The sequence below is a fragment of the Curtobacterium sp. MCSS17_005 genome, from assembly GCF_003234225.2.
Lineage (GTDB): Bacteria > Actinomycetota > Actinomycetes > Actinomycetales > Microbacteriaceae > Curtobacterium > Curtobacterium flaccumfaciens.
In genome coordinates this window covers 954,744-969,939 of sequence record NZ_CP126258.1, presented here as the reverse complement: position 1 = coordinate 969,939, position 15,196 = coordinate 954,744, and the positions used below count along the sequence as shown (strand labels likewise).

At 72.4% G+C, this 15,196-nt stretch carries 13 protein-coding genes; 9 read left to right on the top strand and 4 right to left on the bottom strand.

Annotation, left to right across the window (positions count from 1 at the left end; all coding sequences use genetic code 11):
- Positions 1-88: 88 nt before the first annotated feature.
- Positions 89-3,244: a UrvD/REP family ATP-dependent DNA helicase gene (locus DEJ20_RS04775; protein ID WP_181431553.1), complete on the bottom strand. Its 3,156-nt coding sequence runs from the start codon at positions 3,242-3,244 to the stop codon at positions 89-91.
- 127 nt (positions 3,245-3,371) lie between these two features.
- Here DEJ20_RS04775 and DEJ20_RS04770 point away from each other — a divergent pair, with 127 nt between their 5' ends.
- Together DEJ20_RS04770 and DEJ20_RS04765 are read left to right on the top strand one after the other, a co-directional pair.
- On the top strand, positions 3,372-3,596 hold the full coding sequence (locus DEJ20_RS04770) for a DUF3107 domain-containing protein (protein WP_031259670.1): 225 nt from the start codon (positions 3,372-3,374) through the stop codon (positions 3,594-3,596).
- A 4-nt stretch (positions 3,597-3,600) separates the two neighbouring features.
- Entirely contained in the window at positions 3,601-3,897 is a 297-nt protein-coding gene (locus tag DEJ20_RS04765; RefSeq protein WP_111235454.1) for a hypothetical protein, read from the top strand.
- 52 nt (positions 3,898-3,949) lie between these two features.
- Here DEJ20_RS04765 and DEJ20_RS04760 read toward each other — a convergent pair whose 3' ends face one another.
- Positions 3,950-4,663 (bottom strand): ferritin-like fold-containing protein, encoded by a 714-nt coding sequence (locus tag DEJ20_RS04760; RefSeq protein WP_258377170.1) that lies wholly within the window; start codon positions 4,661-4,663, stop codon positions 3,950-3,952.
- 159 nt (positions 4,664-4,822) lie between these two features.
- Between DEJ20_RS04760 and DEJ20_RS04755 the strand changes: the two genes are divergently transcribed.
- A complete protein-coding gene (locus DEJ20_RS04755; protein ID WP_111235453.1) occupies positions 4,823-6,337 on the top strand; it encodes a DEAD/DEAH box helicase in 1,515 nt (504 codons plus the stop codon).
- Positions 6,338-6,493: 156 nt separating this feature from the next.
- Here the strand turns inward: DEJ20_RS04755 and DEJ20_RS04750 are convergent, their stop codons facing one another.
- Positions 6,494-7,366 carry a PHP domain-containing protein gene (locus DEJ20_RS04750; protein WP_027464577.1) on the bottom strand — a complete coding sequence of 291 codons (873 nt, stop codon included), beginning with the start codon at positions 7,364-7,366 and terminating at the stop codon, positions 6,494-6,496.
- A 70-nt stretch (positions 7,367-7,436) separates the two neighbouring features.
- Between DEJ20_RS04750 and DEJ20_RS04745 the strand changes: the two genes are divergently transcribed.
- Both DEJ20_RS04745 and DEJ20_RS04740 read left to right on the top strand, forming a co-directional pair.
- The gene (locus DEJ20_RS04745; protein ID WP_111235452.1) at positions 7,437-8,921 is read left to right on the top strand and encodes an aminopeptidase P family protein; all 1,485 of its coding nucleotides are present in this window, start codon (positions 7,437-7,439) and stop codon (positions 8,919-8,921) included.
- 15 nt (positions 8,922-8,936) lie between these two features.
- Entirely contained in the window at positions 8,937-9,407 is a 471-nt protein-coding gene (locus tag DEJ20_RS04740; RefSeq protein WP_181431559.1) for a GNAT family N-acetyltransferase, read from the top strand.
- A 248-nt stretch (positions 9,408-9,655) separates the two neighbouring features.
- Here DEJ20_RS04740 and DEJ20_RS04735 read toward each other — a convergent pair whose 3' ends face one another.
- Positions 9,656-10,528, bottom strand: coding sequence for a YflT domain-containing protein (locus DEJ20_RS04735; protein WP_111235450.1), 873 nt, complete (start codon positions 10,526-10,528; stop codon positions 9,656-9,658).
- A gap of 130 nt (positions 10,529-10,658) precedes the next feature.
- On the opposite strand from DEJ20_RS04735, the gene DEJ20_RS04730 reads away from it, so the two are divergent.
- The 4 genes from DEJ20_RS04730 to DEJ20_RS04715 all read left to right on the top strand — a co-directional run bounded on the left by DEJ20_RS04730 (position 10,659) and on the right by DEJ20_RS04715 (position 15,179).
- Positions 10,659-11,978, top strand: a complete 1,320-nt coding sequence (locus tag DEJ20_RS04730) for a magnesium transporter MgtE N-terminal domain-containing protein (protein WP_027464574.1) — start codon at positions 10,659-10,661, stop codon at positions 11,976-11,978.
- Between the two features lie 52 nt (positions 11,979-12,030).
- Entirely contained in the window at positions 12,031-12,528 is a 498-nt protein-coding gene (locus DEJ20_RS04725; RefSeq protein WP_042539423.1) for a DUF1003 domain-containing protein, read from the top strand.
- On the top strand, positions 12,521-13,681 hold the full coding sequence (locus DEJ20_RS04720; protein WP_111235449.1) for a P-loop NTPase: 1,161 nt from the start codon (positions 12,521-12,523) through the stop codon (positions 13,679-13,681). Before DEJ20_RS04725 ends, DEJ20_RS04720 begins: the two co-directional genes overlap by 8 nt.
- A 199-nt stretch (positions 13,682-13,880) precedes the next feature.
- Positions 13,881-15,179: a carbohydrate-binding protein gene (locus DEJ20_RS04715; RefSeq protein ID WP_220034991.1), complete on the top strand. Its 1,299-nt coding sequence runs from the start codon at positions 13,881-13,883 to the stop codon at positions 15,177-15,179.
- Positions 15,180-15,196 lie beyond the last annotated feature (17 nt).

Here is a 15,196-nt window from a genome sequence, read left to right as displayed (position 1 = left end):
ACAGCCGCCGTGCCAGCCACAGCCGCCGTGCCGGTCGCGTCAGACGTGCCGGTCGCGTCAGACGTGCCGGTCGTGTCCGCCGTGTCGCTCACCAGGTCACCTCCGCCACCACGTGGATCCGGCACTCGACCCCGGTCCGGGCCTTCTCGCAGTGGTCGTCCACGTTCGCCACGAACGTCCGGCCGGCCATGCCCCGTGCCACCCCGTGCAACCGCTCGCGGTAGGCCTCGCGCGCCTCGGCGTCGAACGCGTGCTGCGTCCGCTCGGAGTACGCCTGTCCGCCGCGGGGGTTCTGGACGAAGACCAGCCGCGCGTCGGTCATCGGGGACCCCGCCGGCACGCCCTCGACCGCGCCGTCCTCGACCGCGAGTTGGTAGGCGCCGAGCTGCGGGTGTTCCGGCATGTCGTTCTTCTCGCTGGGCATGGAACGGCCGGTCTTCAGGTCGACGACGCTCACCCGCCCCTCGGGGTCGACCTCGATGCGGTCGATGCTCCCCCGGATCCGGGCGGGCCCGGTCACGAGCGCGAACGAGGTCTCGGCACCGAGCAGTCGACGGCCGGCGCTGGCGAAGGTGCGGAGGTAGTCGCTCAGCCCCTCGATCATCCGCCGGGTCCGGGCACGTTCGCGGTCGGCGACCCAGGGTGACTCGAACGTCAGCTCGTCCCACCGCGCCTCGACCCGCTCCCACAGCGACTCGACGTCGATCGCGGTGGCGTGCTCCATCGCTTCGTGCACGATCGTGCCGATGCCCATCGCCGGGCTCGGGGCACCGCCGCCGAAGGTCTGCGCGAACCAGTGCACCGGGCACTCCTCGAAGGTGCCGATCCGCGACGGCGACACCGACACGGCCGGGGCGACGGGCTCGCCACCCTCGATCTCGGGCGCGGGCTCGGCGTCGAGGTCGACCAGGGGGTCGTCCGTGGTCGGTTCGGCGAGCCCGTACCACTCGTCCGGGTCCGCCCCGGGGACCTCGGCCTCGGCCAGGCGGGCCAGCGCGGAGGCGGCCTCGTGGTCGCCGGAGCCCACCACACGGCGGCGCAGCGACCCGGCGAGCCCACGCAGGGACAGCGGGTGGACGGTCGGTTGACGGTCGGGCGGCACCGGGACGAGCCGGACGAAGGGTGACGGCGACTCGTCGTCGTTCGCGACCGTGCCGATGACGACCTGGGTGGTGGCGCGCGAGACGGCCCGGGCGAACAGCCGGAGTTCGTCGGCGACCACGGCGGCACGGTCGTCGATGGGCGAACGCTCGACCCCGGCAGCAGCGCGGACCAGTCCGTCCGGGTCGAGCAGACTGCCGCGCACCCGGGTGTTGGGCCAGACGCCGTCCTGCAGACCGAGCACCACGACCACGTCGCACTCGAGCCCGATCGTCGCCGACGGCGTCAGCACCCGCACCCGGCCGGCGGTCCGGTCGGGGCCGATCGAGTCCTCGGGCAGGTCGGCGCCGAGCAGGTCGTCGACGAAGACCCGCGCGGGGGCGTCCGGCGTGCGCTCGACGAAGCGCTTGGCGGCGGTGAACAGGCCGACGACGGCGTCCAGGTGCCGGTCGGCTTCCCCGGCGCCGACCCCACCGGCGGCGGACTGGGCACCCCACGACTTCGCGAGACCGCTGCGTTCCCAGAGGCCCCAGAGGATCTCCTCGATGCTCGATCCCGCCTGGGCGTCGGCACGCGCCTGCACCAGGCTCCGGGCCAGCCGGGTCGCGCGTCGCGCGAACCCGGCGTCCACCGTCGCCAGACGCTCCGGTGCGCCCAGGGCATCGACCAGCAGTTCGTCGGCGGTGCGGCTGCCGTCGCCCGCGAGTTCCTCGCGCCGCAGGGCGAGCCGGAGCCGACGCATCGCCAGGGTGTCGAGGCCGCCGAGGGGCCCGGAGGCGAACGCGGTGGCCAGAGCGGCGTCGAGCGGAAGGACGTCGAGCGCCACTGCGGCCGCGTCGAGCAGCGCCCTCGCCGCGGAGTCGTCGCGCGGACGGACGGGCGCGGCACCGGCGGTCGCCGGGACCTCGGCCACGGAGAGCGCCCGGACGAGTTCGGGGATGGCAGCACCGCTGCGGGTGACCACGGCCATCCGGTGCCACGGCACACCGTCGAGCAGGCGGTGTTCGCGCAGTCGACGGGCGATCGCCACGACGAGTGCCGACCGGCTGGCGGCCTCGAGGTGCACGACGGCGTCGGACCGCGCATCCTGGTCGCCCGCCGAGGCGCTGCGCTGCCGACCGGCCGCCGCGGTGCCGATGCGACCCGTGACGCCGGTGACCAGAGCGCGGATCGGGGCGGGGTGCCGGTGCACGGCGCCGAGGAACAGCTCGTCGACGCGGTCGACGCCGAGTCGCACGGCCAGTCGACCGAGGACGTCCGGTTCGGCGCCGCGGAACGCCGAGGCGGCGATGTCCGGGTCGCCGAAGGCCACGACCTGCACGCCGGAGCGCGCGAGTGCCCCGAGCAGCGCGATCTCACCCTCCACCAGCTCCTGCGTGTCGTCGACCACGACCAGGCGCAGGGCGGCGATGCTCGCGGGGAGCTCGTGCCGCAGCACCGCGGCGGTGGCGTACGCCACGAGTTCGCCGGAGTCGAGTCCGGTGGGCCGGAACGCGGTCACCGACGCTCGGTAGTCGTCCACGAAGTCCCCGACGGCCCGCCACTCGGGCCGTCCGAGCTCGTCGCCGAGTTCCCGCATGTCGTCGGGCTCGACACCGGCGGCCACCGCACGCATCATGACGTCGCGCAGGGCGGTGCGGAACCCCGCTCGTTCACGGACGACGGCGGTGATGGGGTCGGGCCAGGCCGGTCCGGCTCCGTCGAGTTCGTGCCCGGCGAGCAGGTCGGCGATGATCCGGTCCTGCTCCCCGCCGGTGAGCAGCGTCGGGGGTTCCTGCCCCTGCACCGCCGCCGCGTGGGCGACGATCTGGAACGCCAGTGAGTTCACGGTGCGTGCGAGGGCACCCGGCACCACCCGGTCGACCGCCCGAGCGAGCCGGTCACGCAACGCCGTCGCGGCCGTCCGTGCCGAGGTCAGGGCGAGCACCGTCGCGTGGCCGTCGGGGGTGATCGCGTCGGGACGGGACAGCCGGTCGGCGACGAGCCGTGCGAGCGTGGTCGTCTTGCCGCTGCCCGGCGCACCGATCACCGCGGCGTGACGCCCGTCCGGCAACGCGAGCACCGCGGCCTGCGAGGGGTCGTCGACCAGTGCGCGCGCGAACCCGGTGTCCTCGGGAGCGGGCATCAGCATGGTCTGCGGCACGCTCGTACGGTACCCAGGACCGCCGACAGCACCGCTGCGGACGCGCGGGGCACCGGTCGTCGCGCCGTCGAGTGCGCCCGCGGCGAACGCCCGATGCCGCACGGGACCGCTCGGATACGCTGTGCTCGTGGACATCAAGATCGGCATCATCAACAGCCCCCGCGAGATCGCCTTCGAGACCGCCCAGACCGCGGACGAGGTCGAGAAGGCCGTGTCCGAGGCGCTCACCGCCAAGTCGACGCACCTGTCGCTGCAGGACGACAAGGGTCGTCGCTTCATCGTCCCCGTCTCGGCCCTGGCGTACGTCGAGGTCGGCGCGGAAGAGGCACGGCGCATCGGCTTCGTCGCCTGACGACGTGGAGCTGCTCTTCGCCGTCCTCGGCGGCGTCATCATCGGCGCGGTCGCGCACGTGATCCTGCCGTGGCGGTCGAACCGCGGCGTGCTCGTCGGCCCCGCGGTCGGCGGCATCGCCGCAGCCGTCCTCTGGGAGGCGCTGACCTGGGCCGGGTGGCGGTACGACGGCACCTGGATCTGGGTCGTGGCCCTCGTGGGGTCCGGCGTGGTCGCCCTCGTCGTCGAGTGGCTCCTCGGCACCCAGCGCGACAAGCGCGACGCCGCGTACTACGAGCAGCTCAAGACGCGCGGCGCCTGACGCCCGAGCAACCTGACGCTCGAGCAGCCCGCCCCGCAGGCAGCCTGACCGCTCAGGCCGTCAGACCGAGTGCGTCCATCCGTCGGGTGTGCGCGGCGATGAGTTCGGTCCAGACCGGCTCGAGCCGCTCCTGGTCCTCGCGAGCGTGCGACGCCAGCGCCGACCGGGCGACCAGCAGGGTGTCGCCCACCAGACGTCGTCCCCACATCGCCAGACGCGAACCGATCTGCGGGTCGTCCTCGATGTGAGCCGTCAGCTCCTCGACGACCGCTGCTTCCTCGCGCGCGTCGAACACCGAACGCAGCCGCTGCCGCACGTCGATCGGCAGCGAGCGGAGCAGGTTGCCGAACAGGTCGTTCAGGATGCCGGCCGTCACGTAGCCGGTCAGCATCGACTCGTACCAGTCGGCGCCGCTCGTCCGTTCGAGGAACAGGTCGATCGCCTCGCGGTGCGGGGCCATCAGCGCCGCCGGGTCCCCGCCGCCGCGCTCGATCTCGGCCACGATGGTGCGGTGCCGCTCGAGCGCCGTGGTCGCGAGGACCCCGGTGACCAGACGGCCGGAGAGCGTCGGGGCCGAAGCACCGGCTCGTCCCATCGTCTCGTAGACGGAGAGCTGCAGGTACGCGGCCTGCCCCAGGTAGACGTCGAGCTCCGGGGTGACGTCGTCGAGCGCGAGCCGCTTGACCTGTGCGGCTCCGCGCGGGTTCCGCGACGCGAGCCATGCGGCAGCGAGCTGCGCCGCGCGCTTCCGGTTCCACCACGACACCACCCGACCAGCATAGAGGGCGCGCCCCGTGGGACCCGCCGGTCGCCCCGCTCGGCGCCCGGACCGGACCGCCCGACTCCCCGAAGCACCCCGGCGCGCCCCGGAGGACGGCCCCGTCGGTAGACTGGCCCGGACTTCCACCAGAACTAAGGTGATTCTTTGACTTTCTCAGACCTCAACATCGACCAGGACATCGTCGATGCACTGGCCGGCAAGGGCATCCTCGAGCCCTTCCCGATTCAGGAACAGACCATCCCGCTCGGCCTCACCGGCCAGGACATCATCGGCCAGGCCAAGACCGGTACCGGCAAGACGCTCGGCTTCGGCCTGCCGCTGATCCAGCGACTCGGTGCCGACCCGGCGCACGGCGTGAAGGCGCTCGTCGTCGTCCCGACCCGTGAACTCGCGGTCCAGGTCACCGAGGACCTCGAGCTCGCGGCCTCGAACCGTCCGACCACGGTCGTCTCGATCTACGGCGGCAAGGCCTACGAGGGCCAGGTGGAGCAGCTCAAGGCCGGTGCCCAGATCGTCGTCGGCACGCCCGGGCGACTCATCGACCTGCAGCGGCAGCGTCTGCTCGACCTCTCCCACGTGCAAGAGGTCGTGCTCGACGAGGCCGACCGCATGCTCGACCTCGGGTTCCTGTCGGACATCGAGCGCATCTTCCAGGCCGTCCCCGAGGTGCGGCACACGATGCTGTTCTCGGCGACGATGCCCGCGCCGATCGTCGCGCTCGCCCGCCGGTTCATGAGCCGTCCGGTGCACATCCGGGCGACCGACCCGGACGAGGGCCTCATGCAGGCCAACATCAAGCACCTCATCTACCGTGCGCACTCCCTGGACAAGGACGAGGTCATCGCCCGCATCCTCCAGGCCGAGGGTCGCGGCAAGACCGTGATCTTCACCCGCACCAAGCGTGCCGCGGCGAAGCTCGTCGAGGAGCTGAAGGACCGCGGGTTCAACGCCGCGGCGGTGCACGGCGACCTCAACCAGGAGCAGCGCGAGCGCGCGATGGCGGCGTTCAAGGCCGGCAAGCGTGACGTGCTCATCGCCACCGACGTCGCCGCCCGCGGCATCGACGTCGACGACGTCACGCACGTGATCAACCACACGATCCCGGACGACCCGGACACGTACCTGCACCGCGCCGGCCGCACCGGCCGTGCGGGCAAGACCGGCATCGCGGTCACGTTCGTCGACTGGGACGACCTGCACAAGTGGACGCTGATCGACAAGGCGCTCGAGTTCGGCATCCCCGAGCCCGTCGAGACCTACTCGTCGTCGCCCCACCTGTTCGAGGAACTCGACATCCCCAAGGGCACCAAGGGCCGTCTGCCCGGCTCGTCGTCGCACGCCGCTTCTGCCGGCGCGCCCGTCGAGAAGCGCAGCAGCGACCGCCCGGCCTCGGGTTCGGGTTCGCGTGACGCGTCGCGTTCGCGGTCGCGCAGCCGCACCCGGTCAGGAGGCTCGGAGCAGTCCGCCCCGCAGGCTCCGGCCACCGAGTCGGTCGCCCCCACCGCCGCGGCGGGCACCGAGGACGGCTCGGCCGTCGAAGGTGGTTCCACCACCGACGGCGCCGCGAAGCGTCGCCGTCGTCGCCGCCGTCGCGGAGCCGGCACCGGCGATGCCTCGGCGACCGCCTCGGCACCGCAGGGTACGTCGGACGGCGAGTAGCGCCTCCAGACCGAAGGGCCCGTCGCTGACGCGACGGGCCCTTCGTCGTCTCCACCCGCGGACCGGCGTCACGCGCGCAGCGACAGTGCACGCGGACGCCGGCGCGTGGACTGTCGGCCAGGCCGAAGACCCAGTGGCCAGCCGTTCGGTCTGCGGTCAGGCCAGACGCGAACCGGGGCCGACGACCGGGGCGCTGCCGGTGGCCTCGGACACGATCGCGTCGAACGAGACGCGTGCGGTGCGGTGCTCGCCCAGCCGGTTCGGCTTGCCGGTGCCGTGGTAGTCGCTCGAACCGGTGACGAACAGGCCGTAGCGGGTCGCCCAGTCGAGCAGGGTGCGCTTGCCGTGTGCCAGGTTCTCGCGGTGGTCGACCTCGAGCCCGCCGAGCCCGGCGTCGACCAGGTCGCGGAGCATCGGCTCGTCGATGACGATCCCGCGCGAGGACGCCGCGGGGTGCGCGATGACGGGCACGCCGCCCGCCTGCCGGATGAGTTCGACGCCGCGCAGGGGCGACGGTGCCTCGTGGGGTTCGTAGTAGCCGGACGCCGGGTGCAGGATGCCGCGGAACGCCGCGGACCGGTCGGACTCGAGCCCGCGGGCGACCAGGGCGTCGGCGATGTGCGGACGGCCGATCGTGGCACCGGGGCTGGACTGGGCCAGGACGTCCGCCCAGGTGATCGGGTGGTCCTCGGCGATGCGGTCGACCATGCGGTGCGCGCGGGAGAGCCGGCCGTCGCGGATCCGGGTCGTCTCCTCGACCAGTCCGGGGTGCTCGGGGTCCACCAGGTAGCCGAGCACGTGCACGCTGCGGTAGCCGATCCGGGTGCTCAGCTCGAGGCCGGGCAGCAGGGTCAGGGGCAGCTCGTGCGCCGCGGCCGTGGCGTCCGCCCACCCCGCGGTCGTGTCGTGGTCGGTCAGCGCGACGGCGTCGAGTCCGGCGGCCGCGGCCGCTCGGACGAGCTCCGCGGGACGCTCGGTGCCGTCGGAGACACTGGAGTGCGCGTGCAGGTCGATGAACGGGTCTGGCACGAGGCCAATGCTATCCACAGGTGAGTGGCCGCACAGGCCGGGTGTCCCCGGGCGGTGCGATGATGGACGCATGGCCGACACGACTCCCCGCGCGACGAGCAACCGATCCACGACCCCCGGGTCCTCGACCTTCAAGGACTTCATCGGGTCGCAGTGGGCCGAGCGCTCGGAAGCGCAGCCCGAGCCCCGCGAGCAGGCCGCGTTCGCCGCCGACCGTCGCGCGCGCATCTCCGAGCTGCACCCGGGCCGCACGATCGTGGTGCCGGCCGGGCAGGCCAAGGTCCGCTCGAACGACTGCGACTACCCGTTCCGCCCGCACTCCACCTTCGCGCACCTGACCGGTTGGGGCACCGACACCGTCGTCGGCTCCGTGCTCGTGATGACGCCGAACGGCTCCGGCCACGACGCGACGCTGTACTTCCGCGCCACCGCGGGCCGCGACTCGGAAGAGTTCTACGCCAACCCCGAGATCGGGGAGTTCTGGGTCGGGCCGCGCCCCTCGCTCGACGCCGTCGCCGCCGACCTCGGGCTGGCCACGGCCGACCTCGGGGCGTTCTCGGCCGTCGCCGACGCACTCGACGCGTCGGCGCTGCTCGTGCGTGAGGCCGACGACGACCTGACCCGTTCGCTCGACGCCCGCATCGGCGCGGCGATCGGTGGCGCGGACGAGACCGAGGGGTCGCCGGCCAGCGACGACCTGCTCGCCCGCGACCTGTCCGAGCTGCGACTGGTCAAGGACGCGTACGAGGTCCGTGAGCTCCGCAAGGCCGTCGACGCCACGAAGCACGGGTTCGACGACGTCATCGGCGACTTCGACGCCGTGCTCGCGCACCCGCGCGGTGAGCGCATCGTCGAGGGCACGTTCAACCGCCGGGCCCGCGCGGACGGCAACACCGTGGGCTACGACACCATCGCCGCCTCGGGCCACCACGCCTGCATCCTGCACTGGACCCGCAACGACGGCGCCGTGCAGCCGGGCGATCTCATCCTCATCGACGCCGGGGTCGAGGTCGACTCGTTCTACACCGCCGACATCACCCGCACGCTGCCGGTGAGTGGCACGTTCTCGCCCGTGCAGCGCATGGTCTACGAAGCCGTGCTCGAAGCCGCCGACGCCGCGTTCGCGATCGTCAAGCCGGGCATCACGTTCCGCCAGGTGCACGCCACCGCGATGGAGGTCATCGCGCGCAAGACCGCCGAGTGGGGCTTCCTGCCGGTCTCCGCCGCCGAGTCGCTCGAGCCGGACAACCAGTTCCACCGCCGCTACATGGTGCACGGCACGAGCCACCACCTCGGGCTCGACGTGCACGACTGCGCGAAGGCCCGCCGCGAGATGTACCTCGACGGCACCGTTCAGGCCGGCATGGTCTTCACGATCGAGCCCGGACTGTACTTCCAGCAGGACGACCTGACCGTGCCGGAGGAGTTCCGCGGCATCGGTGTCCGCATCGAGGACGACATCCTGGTGACCGAGGACGGCGCCGAGAATCTGTCCGTCGGCATCCCCCGGACCCCCTCGGAAGTGGAGGGGTGGATCGCCCGCTCGGGCCGCTAGCCTGATCGGGTGACCATGCCCGAGGCCTCCCCGAACGCCATCTCGATCGAGGTCGAGCACTTCGACTCCCCCGACGCCCAGCGACTCCGCGCCGCCCAGCGCCTGGAGATCGACCGGGCGCACGGCGGCGACACCGAACCGGGCGAGAAGCCGACGGCCGAGTCGATCGCGGTGTTCTTCGTCGCACGGGACGAGTCCGGGACTCCCCTGGGGTGCGGGGGCCTGCGCATCGTCGACGACGGCATCGCCGAGATCAAACGGATGTACGTCCGACCGGAATCTCGCGGGTCCGGCGTCGCGGCTGCCTTGCTGCGACGGCTGGAAGAAGCCGCGCTCGACCTGGGGTCCCCGGCGCTCGTCCTCGAGACGGGCACGGAGCAGCAGCGCGCCGTCGGGTTCTACCAGCGCGAGGGGTTCCGGCGGATCGCGAACTTCGGGCCCTACGTCGGGGCGCCCCTGTCGGTCTGCTACTCGAAGGTCCTCTAGCCGCGCCGAGCCTGCCCCGCCAGACCGGGCGGCGCGCAAGCCCGCGCAAGCCCGCGCGCGCCCGAGCCCGCTCGGCTCTCGGTCACGACGTGCCGTCGGCCCGAGGCCGAGCGGTCACGAACCGTCGTCTTGGCCGACGCCGAACGACGATCTCCGACCGCTCGAGGCCGTGCGCGCGGGGTGTTGCGACCGCTCGGAGCACCCGGACGACCGCCGAGGTCGCACGAAGTGCCGCCCGCGAAGCACGGCTAGCGGCGGTCGCTGTCCCCGTCGCCCTCGCGCGGCGCGTCCGGCGAGGACGAGGGCTCCGGCGGCGTCCCACCGGCGACCCGCTCGCCGTAGCGCGGCGGCTCCTCGGGTCGACGCTCCGGCACCGGCGGGGCCGCGGGGGCGGCAGCCGTCTCGGGGGTCTCCCCGTACCGGGGTCCGTCGTTCGTGCCGTAGCGCGGCGGGCCCGAAGGCGCACCCGTCTGCGCGCCGGGGGCCGACGTGCCGGGGTGTTGCGGGCCACCCGGCTGCTGGTGCGGTGTGGCGTGCCCGCCGTACGGCGACTGCTGCTGCGGCGGGACCCCACCGGGGCCCGGACGCCACTGCTGCTGCTGCTGGGGAGCGTCGTTCCAGTGCGTGGACGGGGTCGCCCCGTGCTCGCCGAGGATGCGCTGCGCCTGCCCGGTCAGCTGCGGGTTGACGACGATCTGGTAGTTCGTGGCGAGCACCTGGTGCACGCTCGTGAAGTCGCGCTGTCGCTTCGTGATCGCGAACGAGACGATGCCGTAGAGCATGCCGAACGCGGCACCGATGATCGCAGCGGCCAGGATCAGGCCGCCGGCGCTCGGCGAGAAGAGCGTGAGCACGATGCCGAAGAAGATGCCGAGCCACAGGCCGGACAGCGCGCCGGCGATGGCGGCACGGCCGTAGGTCATCTTGCCGGTGACCCGTTCGACCGTCTTCAGGTCGTTGCCGACGATCGAGAGCTGGTTGACGGGGAAGTCGGCCTCGGCCAGCTTCGCCACCACGCGCTGCGCGTCGGGGTAGCTGTCGTACGTTCCCAGGACGTCGCCCTTGGGCAGCGTCGGGAACGCCTGGGCGGTCCTGCCGGCGAAGGGGCTCTGATTGCTCACACAGCCATCATTCACCGCACACCTTGCAATCGCACGTGCACTCTCAGGGAAGCAGCCGATCGGAAGCCACCGACCGGTGCCGCCGGCAGCGCGGGCGAACGCCCACACCCGAGCGACTACGCTGGGTCGGGTGAGCGCCACGAAGGTCTTCGTCGCCCGCCTCGCCGGGTGCTCCGTCTTCGACCCCGCGGGCGACCGCGTCGGCAGGGTCCGGGACGTCCTGGTCGTCTACCGCCGGGCCGATCCCCCGCACGTCGTCGGGCTCATCGTCGAGGTGCCCGGCAAGCGCCGCATCTTCGTGAGCATCGGCCGCATCACCTCCATCGGTGCCGGGCAGGTCATCACGACCGGCCTCGTGAACATGCGCCGCTTCGAGCAGCGTGGCGGCGAGGTCCGCGTCATCGCCGAGATGCTCGGCCGCAAGGTGCTCATCAAGAACCAGCGGATCCGCGCCACCATCGAGGACGTCGCGATCGAGGACCGCGGGCAGGGCGACTGGGAGGTCGCGCAGCTCTTCCTCCGCAAGCCGAAGACGACGCCGTCACCGTTCGGCAAGGGTCCGACGACGTTCGCGACGTGGAACGAGGTCACCGAGGACGAGCTCCCCGGCGAGGCCCAGTCCGCCGAGCACGTCATCGCCGCCTACTCCGACCTGCTGCCCGCCGACCTCGCGTCGACGCTGCTCGACCTGCCCGCCGAGCGCCGGTTCGAGGTCGCCGAGGAACTTCCCGACGACCGCCTCGCCGACGTGCTCGAGGAGATGCCCGACCAGGAGCGCATCGAGATCCTCACCCGACTGGTCGACGCCCGCGCCGCCGACGTCCTCGACCAGATGCAGCCGGACGACGCGGCCGACGTCCTCGCCCAGTTCTCCGACGAGCGGAGTGAGGCCCTCCTGCAGCTCATGGAGCCGGAGGAGGCGCAGGACGTCCGCATGCTCCTGGAGTACGAGCCGGACACCGCCGGTGGTCTGATGACCACCGAACCGGTGATCGTCTCGGCCGACGCCACCGTGGCCGAGGGCCTCGCGCTCGTCCGCCGCCACGAGCTCGCACCGGTGCTCGGCGCCGCCGTCTGCGTCACCCTGCCGCCGTACGAGCCGCCGACCGGTCGGTTCCTCGGACTCGTGCACTTCCAGCGGATGCTCCGCTACCCGCCGAACGAGCGGCTCGGCACGCTCATCGACCAGCAGACCGAACCGGTCCGGGTCGACGCGAGCGCCGCCGAGGTCACCCGCATCATGGCGACCTACAACCTGCTGTCCGTCCCCGTGGTCGACGACGCCCACCGTCTCGTCGGGGTGGTGACGATCGACGATGTCCTCGACCACGTCCTGCCGGACGACTGGCGAAGTCAGGGCGAGGGGGAACCCTCACCGCTTCCACGCCAACGCCCGCGCAGGACACCCGTGACGACGGGAAGGAGGACCACCCGTGGCCCGAACGGATGACAACCGTCGCGACCGTGACCGGCAAGAGGTCCGGCTCGACTCCCCCAAGGGCATGCGCACGCGTGTGCTCCCCAGCCGCCGCCGTGGTCGCGGGGACACCTTCGGTCGTGCGACCGAGGGCATCGCCCGCGGGATGGGCACGCCGTGGTTCCTCATCGGCCTCACGCTGTTCTGCGTGGTCTGGATGGGCTACAACACCCTGGCGCCGAAGCCGTGGCAGTTCGACTCGGCGGCCATCGGCTTCACGGCTCTGACGCTCGTGCTCTCGCTGCAGGCCTCGTACGCCGCCCCGCTGATCCTGCTCGCGCAGAACCGGCAGGACGACCGCGACCGCGTGCAGTTCGAGCAGGACCGCCAGCGCGCCGAGCGCAACCTGGCCGACACCGAGTACCTGGCCCGCGAGGTCGTGGCCCTGCGCCTGGCAATGCGGGACATGGCGTCGAAGGACTTCATCCGCGCCGAGCTCCGCTCCCTGCTCGAGGAGCTCGACCGCCGCGACGCCGACGAGGCCGGCTACGCGGACGAACACGACAGCTCCACCCGTGGCTGACGCCGTCCCCACCGACGATCAGCTCGGCACGGCGGTCCTCGCCGCGCTCGGCCGCGTCATCGACCCGGAGATCCGCCGCCCCGTCACGGAGCTCGACATGATCCGTGGTGTCGACGTGCAGCCAGGAGGCGCGGTGCGCGTCGACCTGCAGCTCACGATCGTGGGGTGCCCCGCCGCCGACACCATCGAGCGCGACGTCCGCGTCGCCGCCGGGTCCGTCCCGGGGGTCGGCGCCGTCGAGGTCGACGTGTCCGTGATGGACCCGGCCACTCGTGCCGCGCTGACCGAGCGGCTGCGCGCCGGCCGCCCCAAGGGCGTCCAGTTCACCGCGGACTCGCTCACGCGCGTCATCGCCGTCACGAGCGGCAAGGGTGGCGTCGGCAAGTCCACGGTCACCGTGAACCTCGCCGTCGCGCTCGCCCGCCGGGGCCTGCGGGTCGGGGTCGTCGACGTCGACGTGCACGGCTTCAGCGTCCCCGGCCTGATGGGTCTGACCGACGAGCACGGGGTCGCGCCCCGCCCGACCCGGGTGGACAGCATGATCCTGCCGCCGGTGGCGCACGACGTGAAGGTCGTCTCGATCGGCATGTTCGTCGACGACGTCTCGACCGCGGTGTCGTGGCGTGGACCGATGCTGCACCGCACCGTGAACCAGTTCCTGACCGACGTGTTCTTCGGCGACCTCGACGTCCTGCTGCTCGACCTGCCCCCGGGCACCGGCGACGTCGCGATCTCGGTGGGGCAGCTGCTGCCGCACGCCGAGGTCCTGGTCGTCACGACCCCGCAGGCCGCCGCGGCCGACGTCGCCGAGCGCAGCGGGATCGTCGCCCGGCAGACCGGGCAGCGGGTCATCGGCGTGGTCGAGAACATGGCCGGGCTCGTGCAGCCCGACGGCTCGGTGCTGCACCTGTTCGGTGAGGGTGGTGGCGCCGAGACCGCCACACGGCTCTCCCGCGGGCAGGACGCCCCCGTCCCGGTGCTCGGCACCGTGCCGCTGTCCGTGCCCCTGCGCGAGGGCGGTGACGCAGGCGTCCCGGTGGTGCTCGGCGCCCCGGAGGACCCGTCCGCCGTGGCCCTGACCGCGATCGCCGACCGGATCATCACGATGGGACGCGGGCTCGCCGGCCGGAAGCTCGGGTTGTCGCTGTCCTGACCGGCGTTCCGCGGCCCGTCCTGGGGAGCGGATTCGCTTCGCCGCACCGGTCCGCTCGACGCATCCTGTGCGTTCGTTCATGGACAGGGCGTTCTACCCCGGCGCATTATGCAAGGGCATTACACAATGCCCTTGCGGAATGCGACGTGAGGGCTCCACCCGCCGGACGACGACGTCCGACCGAGGACAGGAGAACCGTGTGAACCAGAACACCCGCGTGCGATCGGGCCTCGTGGCCACCATCGCCGCCGTCATCGTCGCAGGGGGCTCGCTCACAGCGGCGCCAGCCCTCGCTGCGACGACCTGCGCGACCGCCTGGAGTGCCGGCACCGCCTACAACGGCGGAGCCACCGTCAGCGAGAACGGCTCGAACTACACCGCGAACTGGTGGACCCAGGGCGACGAACCGGCGACCCACTCCGGCGCGACCGGCAGCGGCCAGCCGTGGACGTCGTCCGGCACCTGCACCGGTGGCGGCACCGGCGGCGGGACCACCACCCCTGGCGGCGGTGGGACCACCACGCCCGGCAACGGCAGCACCGGCACCGCGAGCGGCCTGGTCTTCAGCCCGTACAAGGACATCACCGTGAACCTCGACTGGAACACGAACGTCATGAACACCGCGGTCACCGGCACGCGGATCCCGGTCGTCGGGTCGAGCAACAGCCTCGTGTCGACGCGGGAGCCCGGCCTCAAGGCCATCACGCTCGCCTTCGCCACCGGTACCTGCGGCAGCGAGAACTGGGGCGGGGTGGCCGCCGACGCGTTCGCCAGCGCCAACATCGCGAAGCTCGACGCGGCCGGGGTGAACTACATCGTCAGCACCGGTGGCGCCGCAGGCTCGTTCAAGTGTTCCGGCACCGCGCTGCAGTCCTTCATCGCCCGCTACGCCTCGCCGCACATGATCGGCGTCGACTTCGACATCGAAAGCGGGCAGTCCGCCGCGGACGTGCAGAACCTGGTGAGCGCAGCGGCGCTGGCGCAGGCGAAGCACCCCGGCCTGCGCTTCTCGTTCACGCTCGCCACGCTGGCGGCGTCCGACGGTTCGTTCGGCGGGCTGAACAGCACCGGAGACGCCACCGTCAAGGCGATCAAGGCCTCAGCGCTCACGAACTACACGATCAACCTCATGACGATGGACTTCGGACGCGCGACCACGGCCAACTGCGTGATCGTCGGGTCGACGTGTCAGATGGGGCAGTCCACGATCCAGGCGGTCACGAACCTGCAGCACACCTACGGGATCGCCTCGTCGAAGATCGAGGTCACCCCGATGATCGGCGTCAACGACACCTCTGACGAGGTCTTCACCCTCGCGGATGCCGACACCGTCGCCGCGTATGCCAAGTCCCACGGGCTCGCGGGCGTGCACACCTGGTCGCTCGACCGCGACACCCCCTGCCCGACGGCGCAGAGCACCGCGTCACCCACCTGCAGCTCGGTGGCCGGCACCGCGGCCCTCGCCTGGACGGACCGCTTCCTGGCGGCCCTGAAGTAGGGAGGGACGGGGCGTCG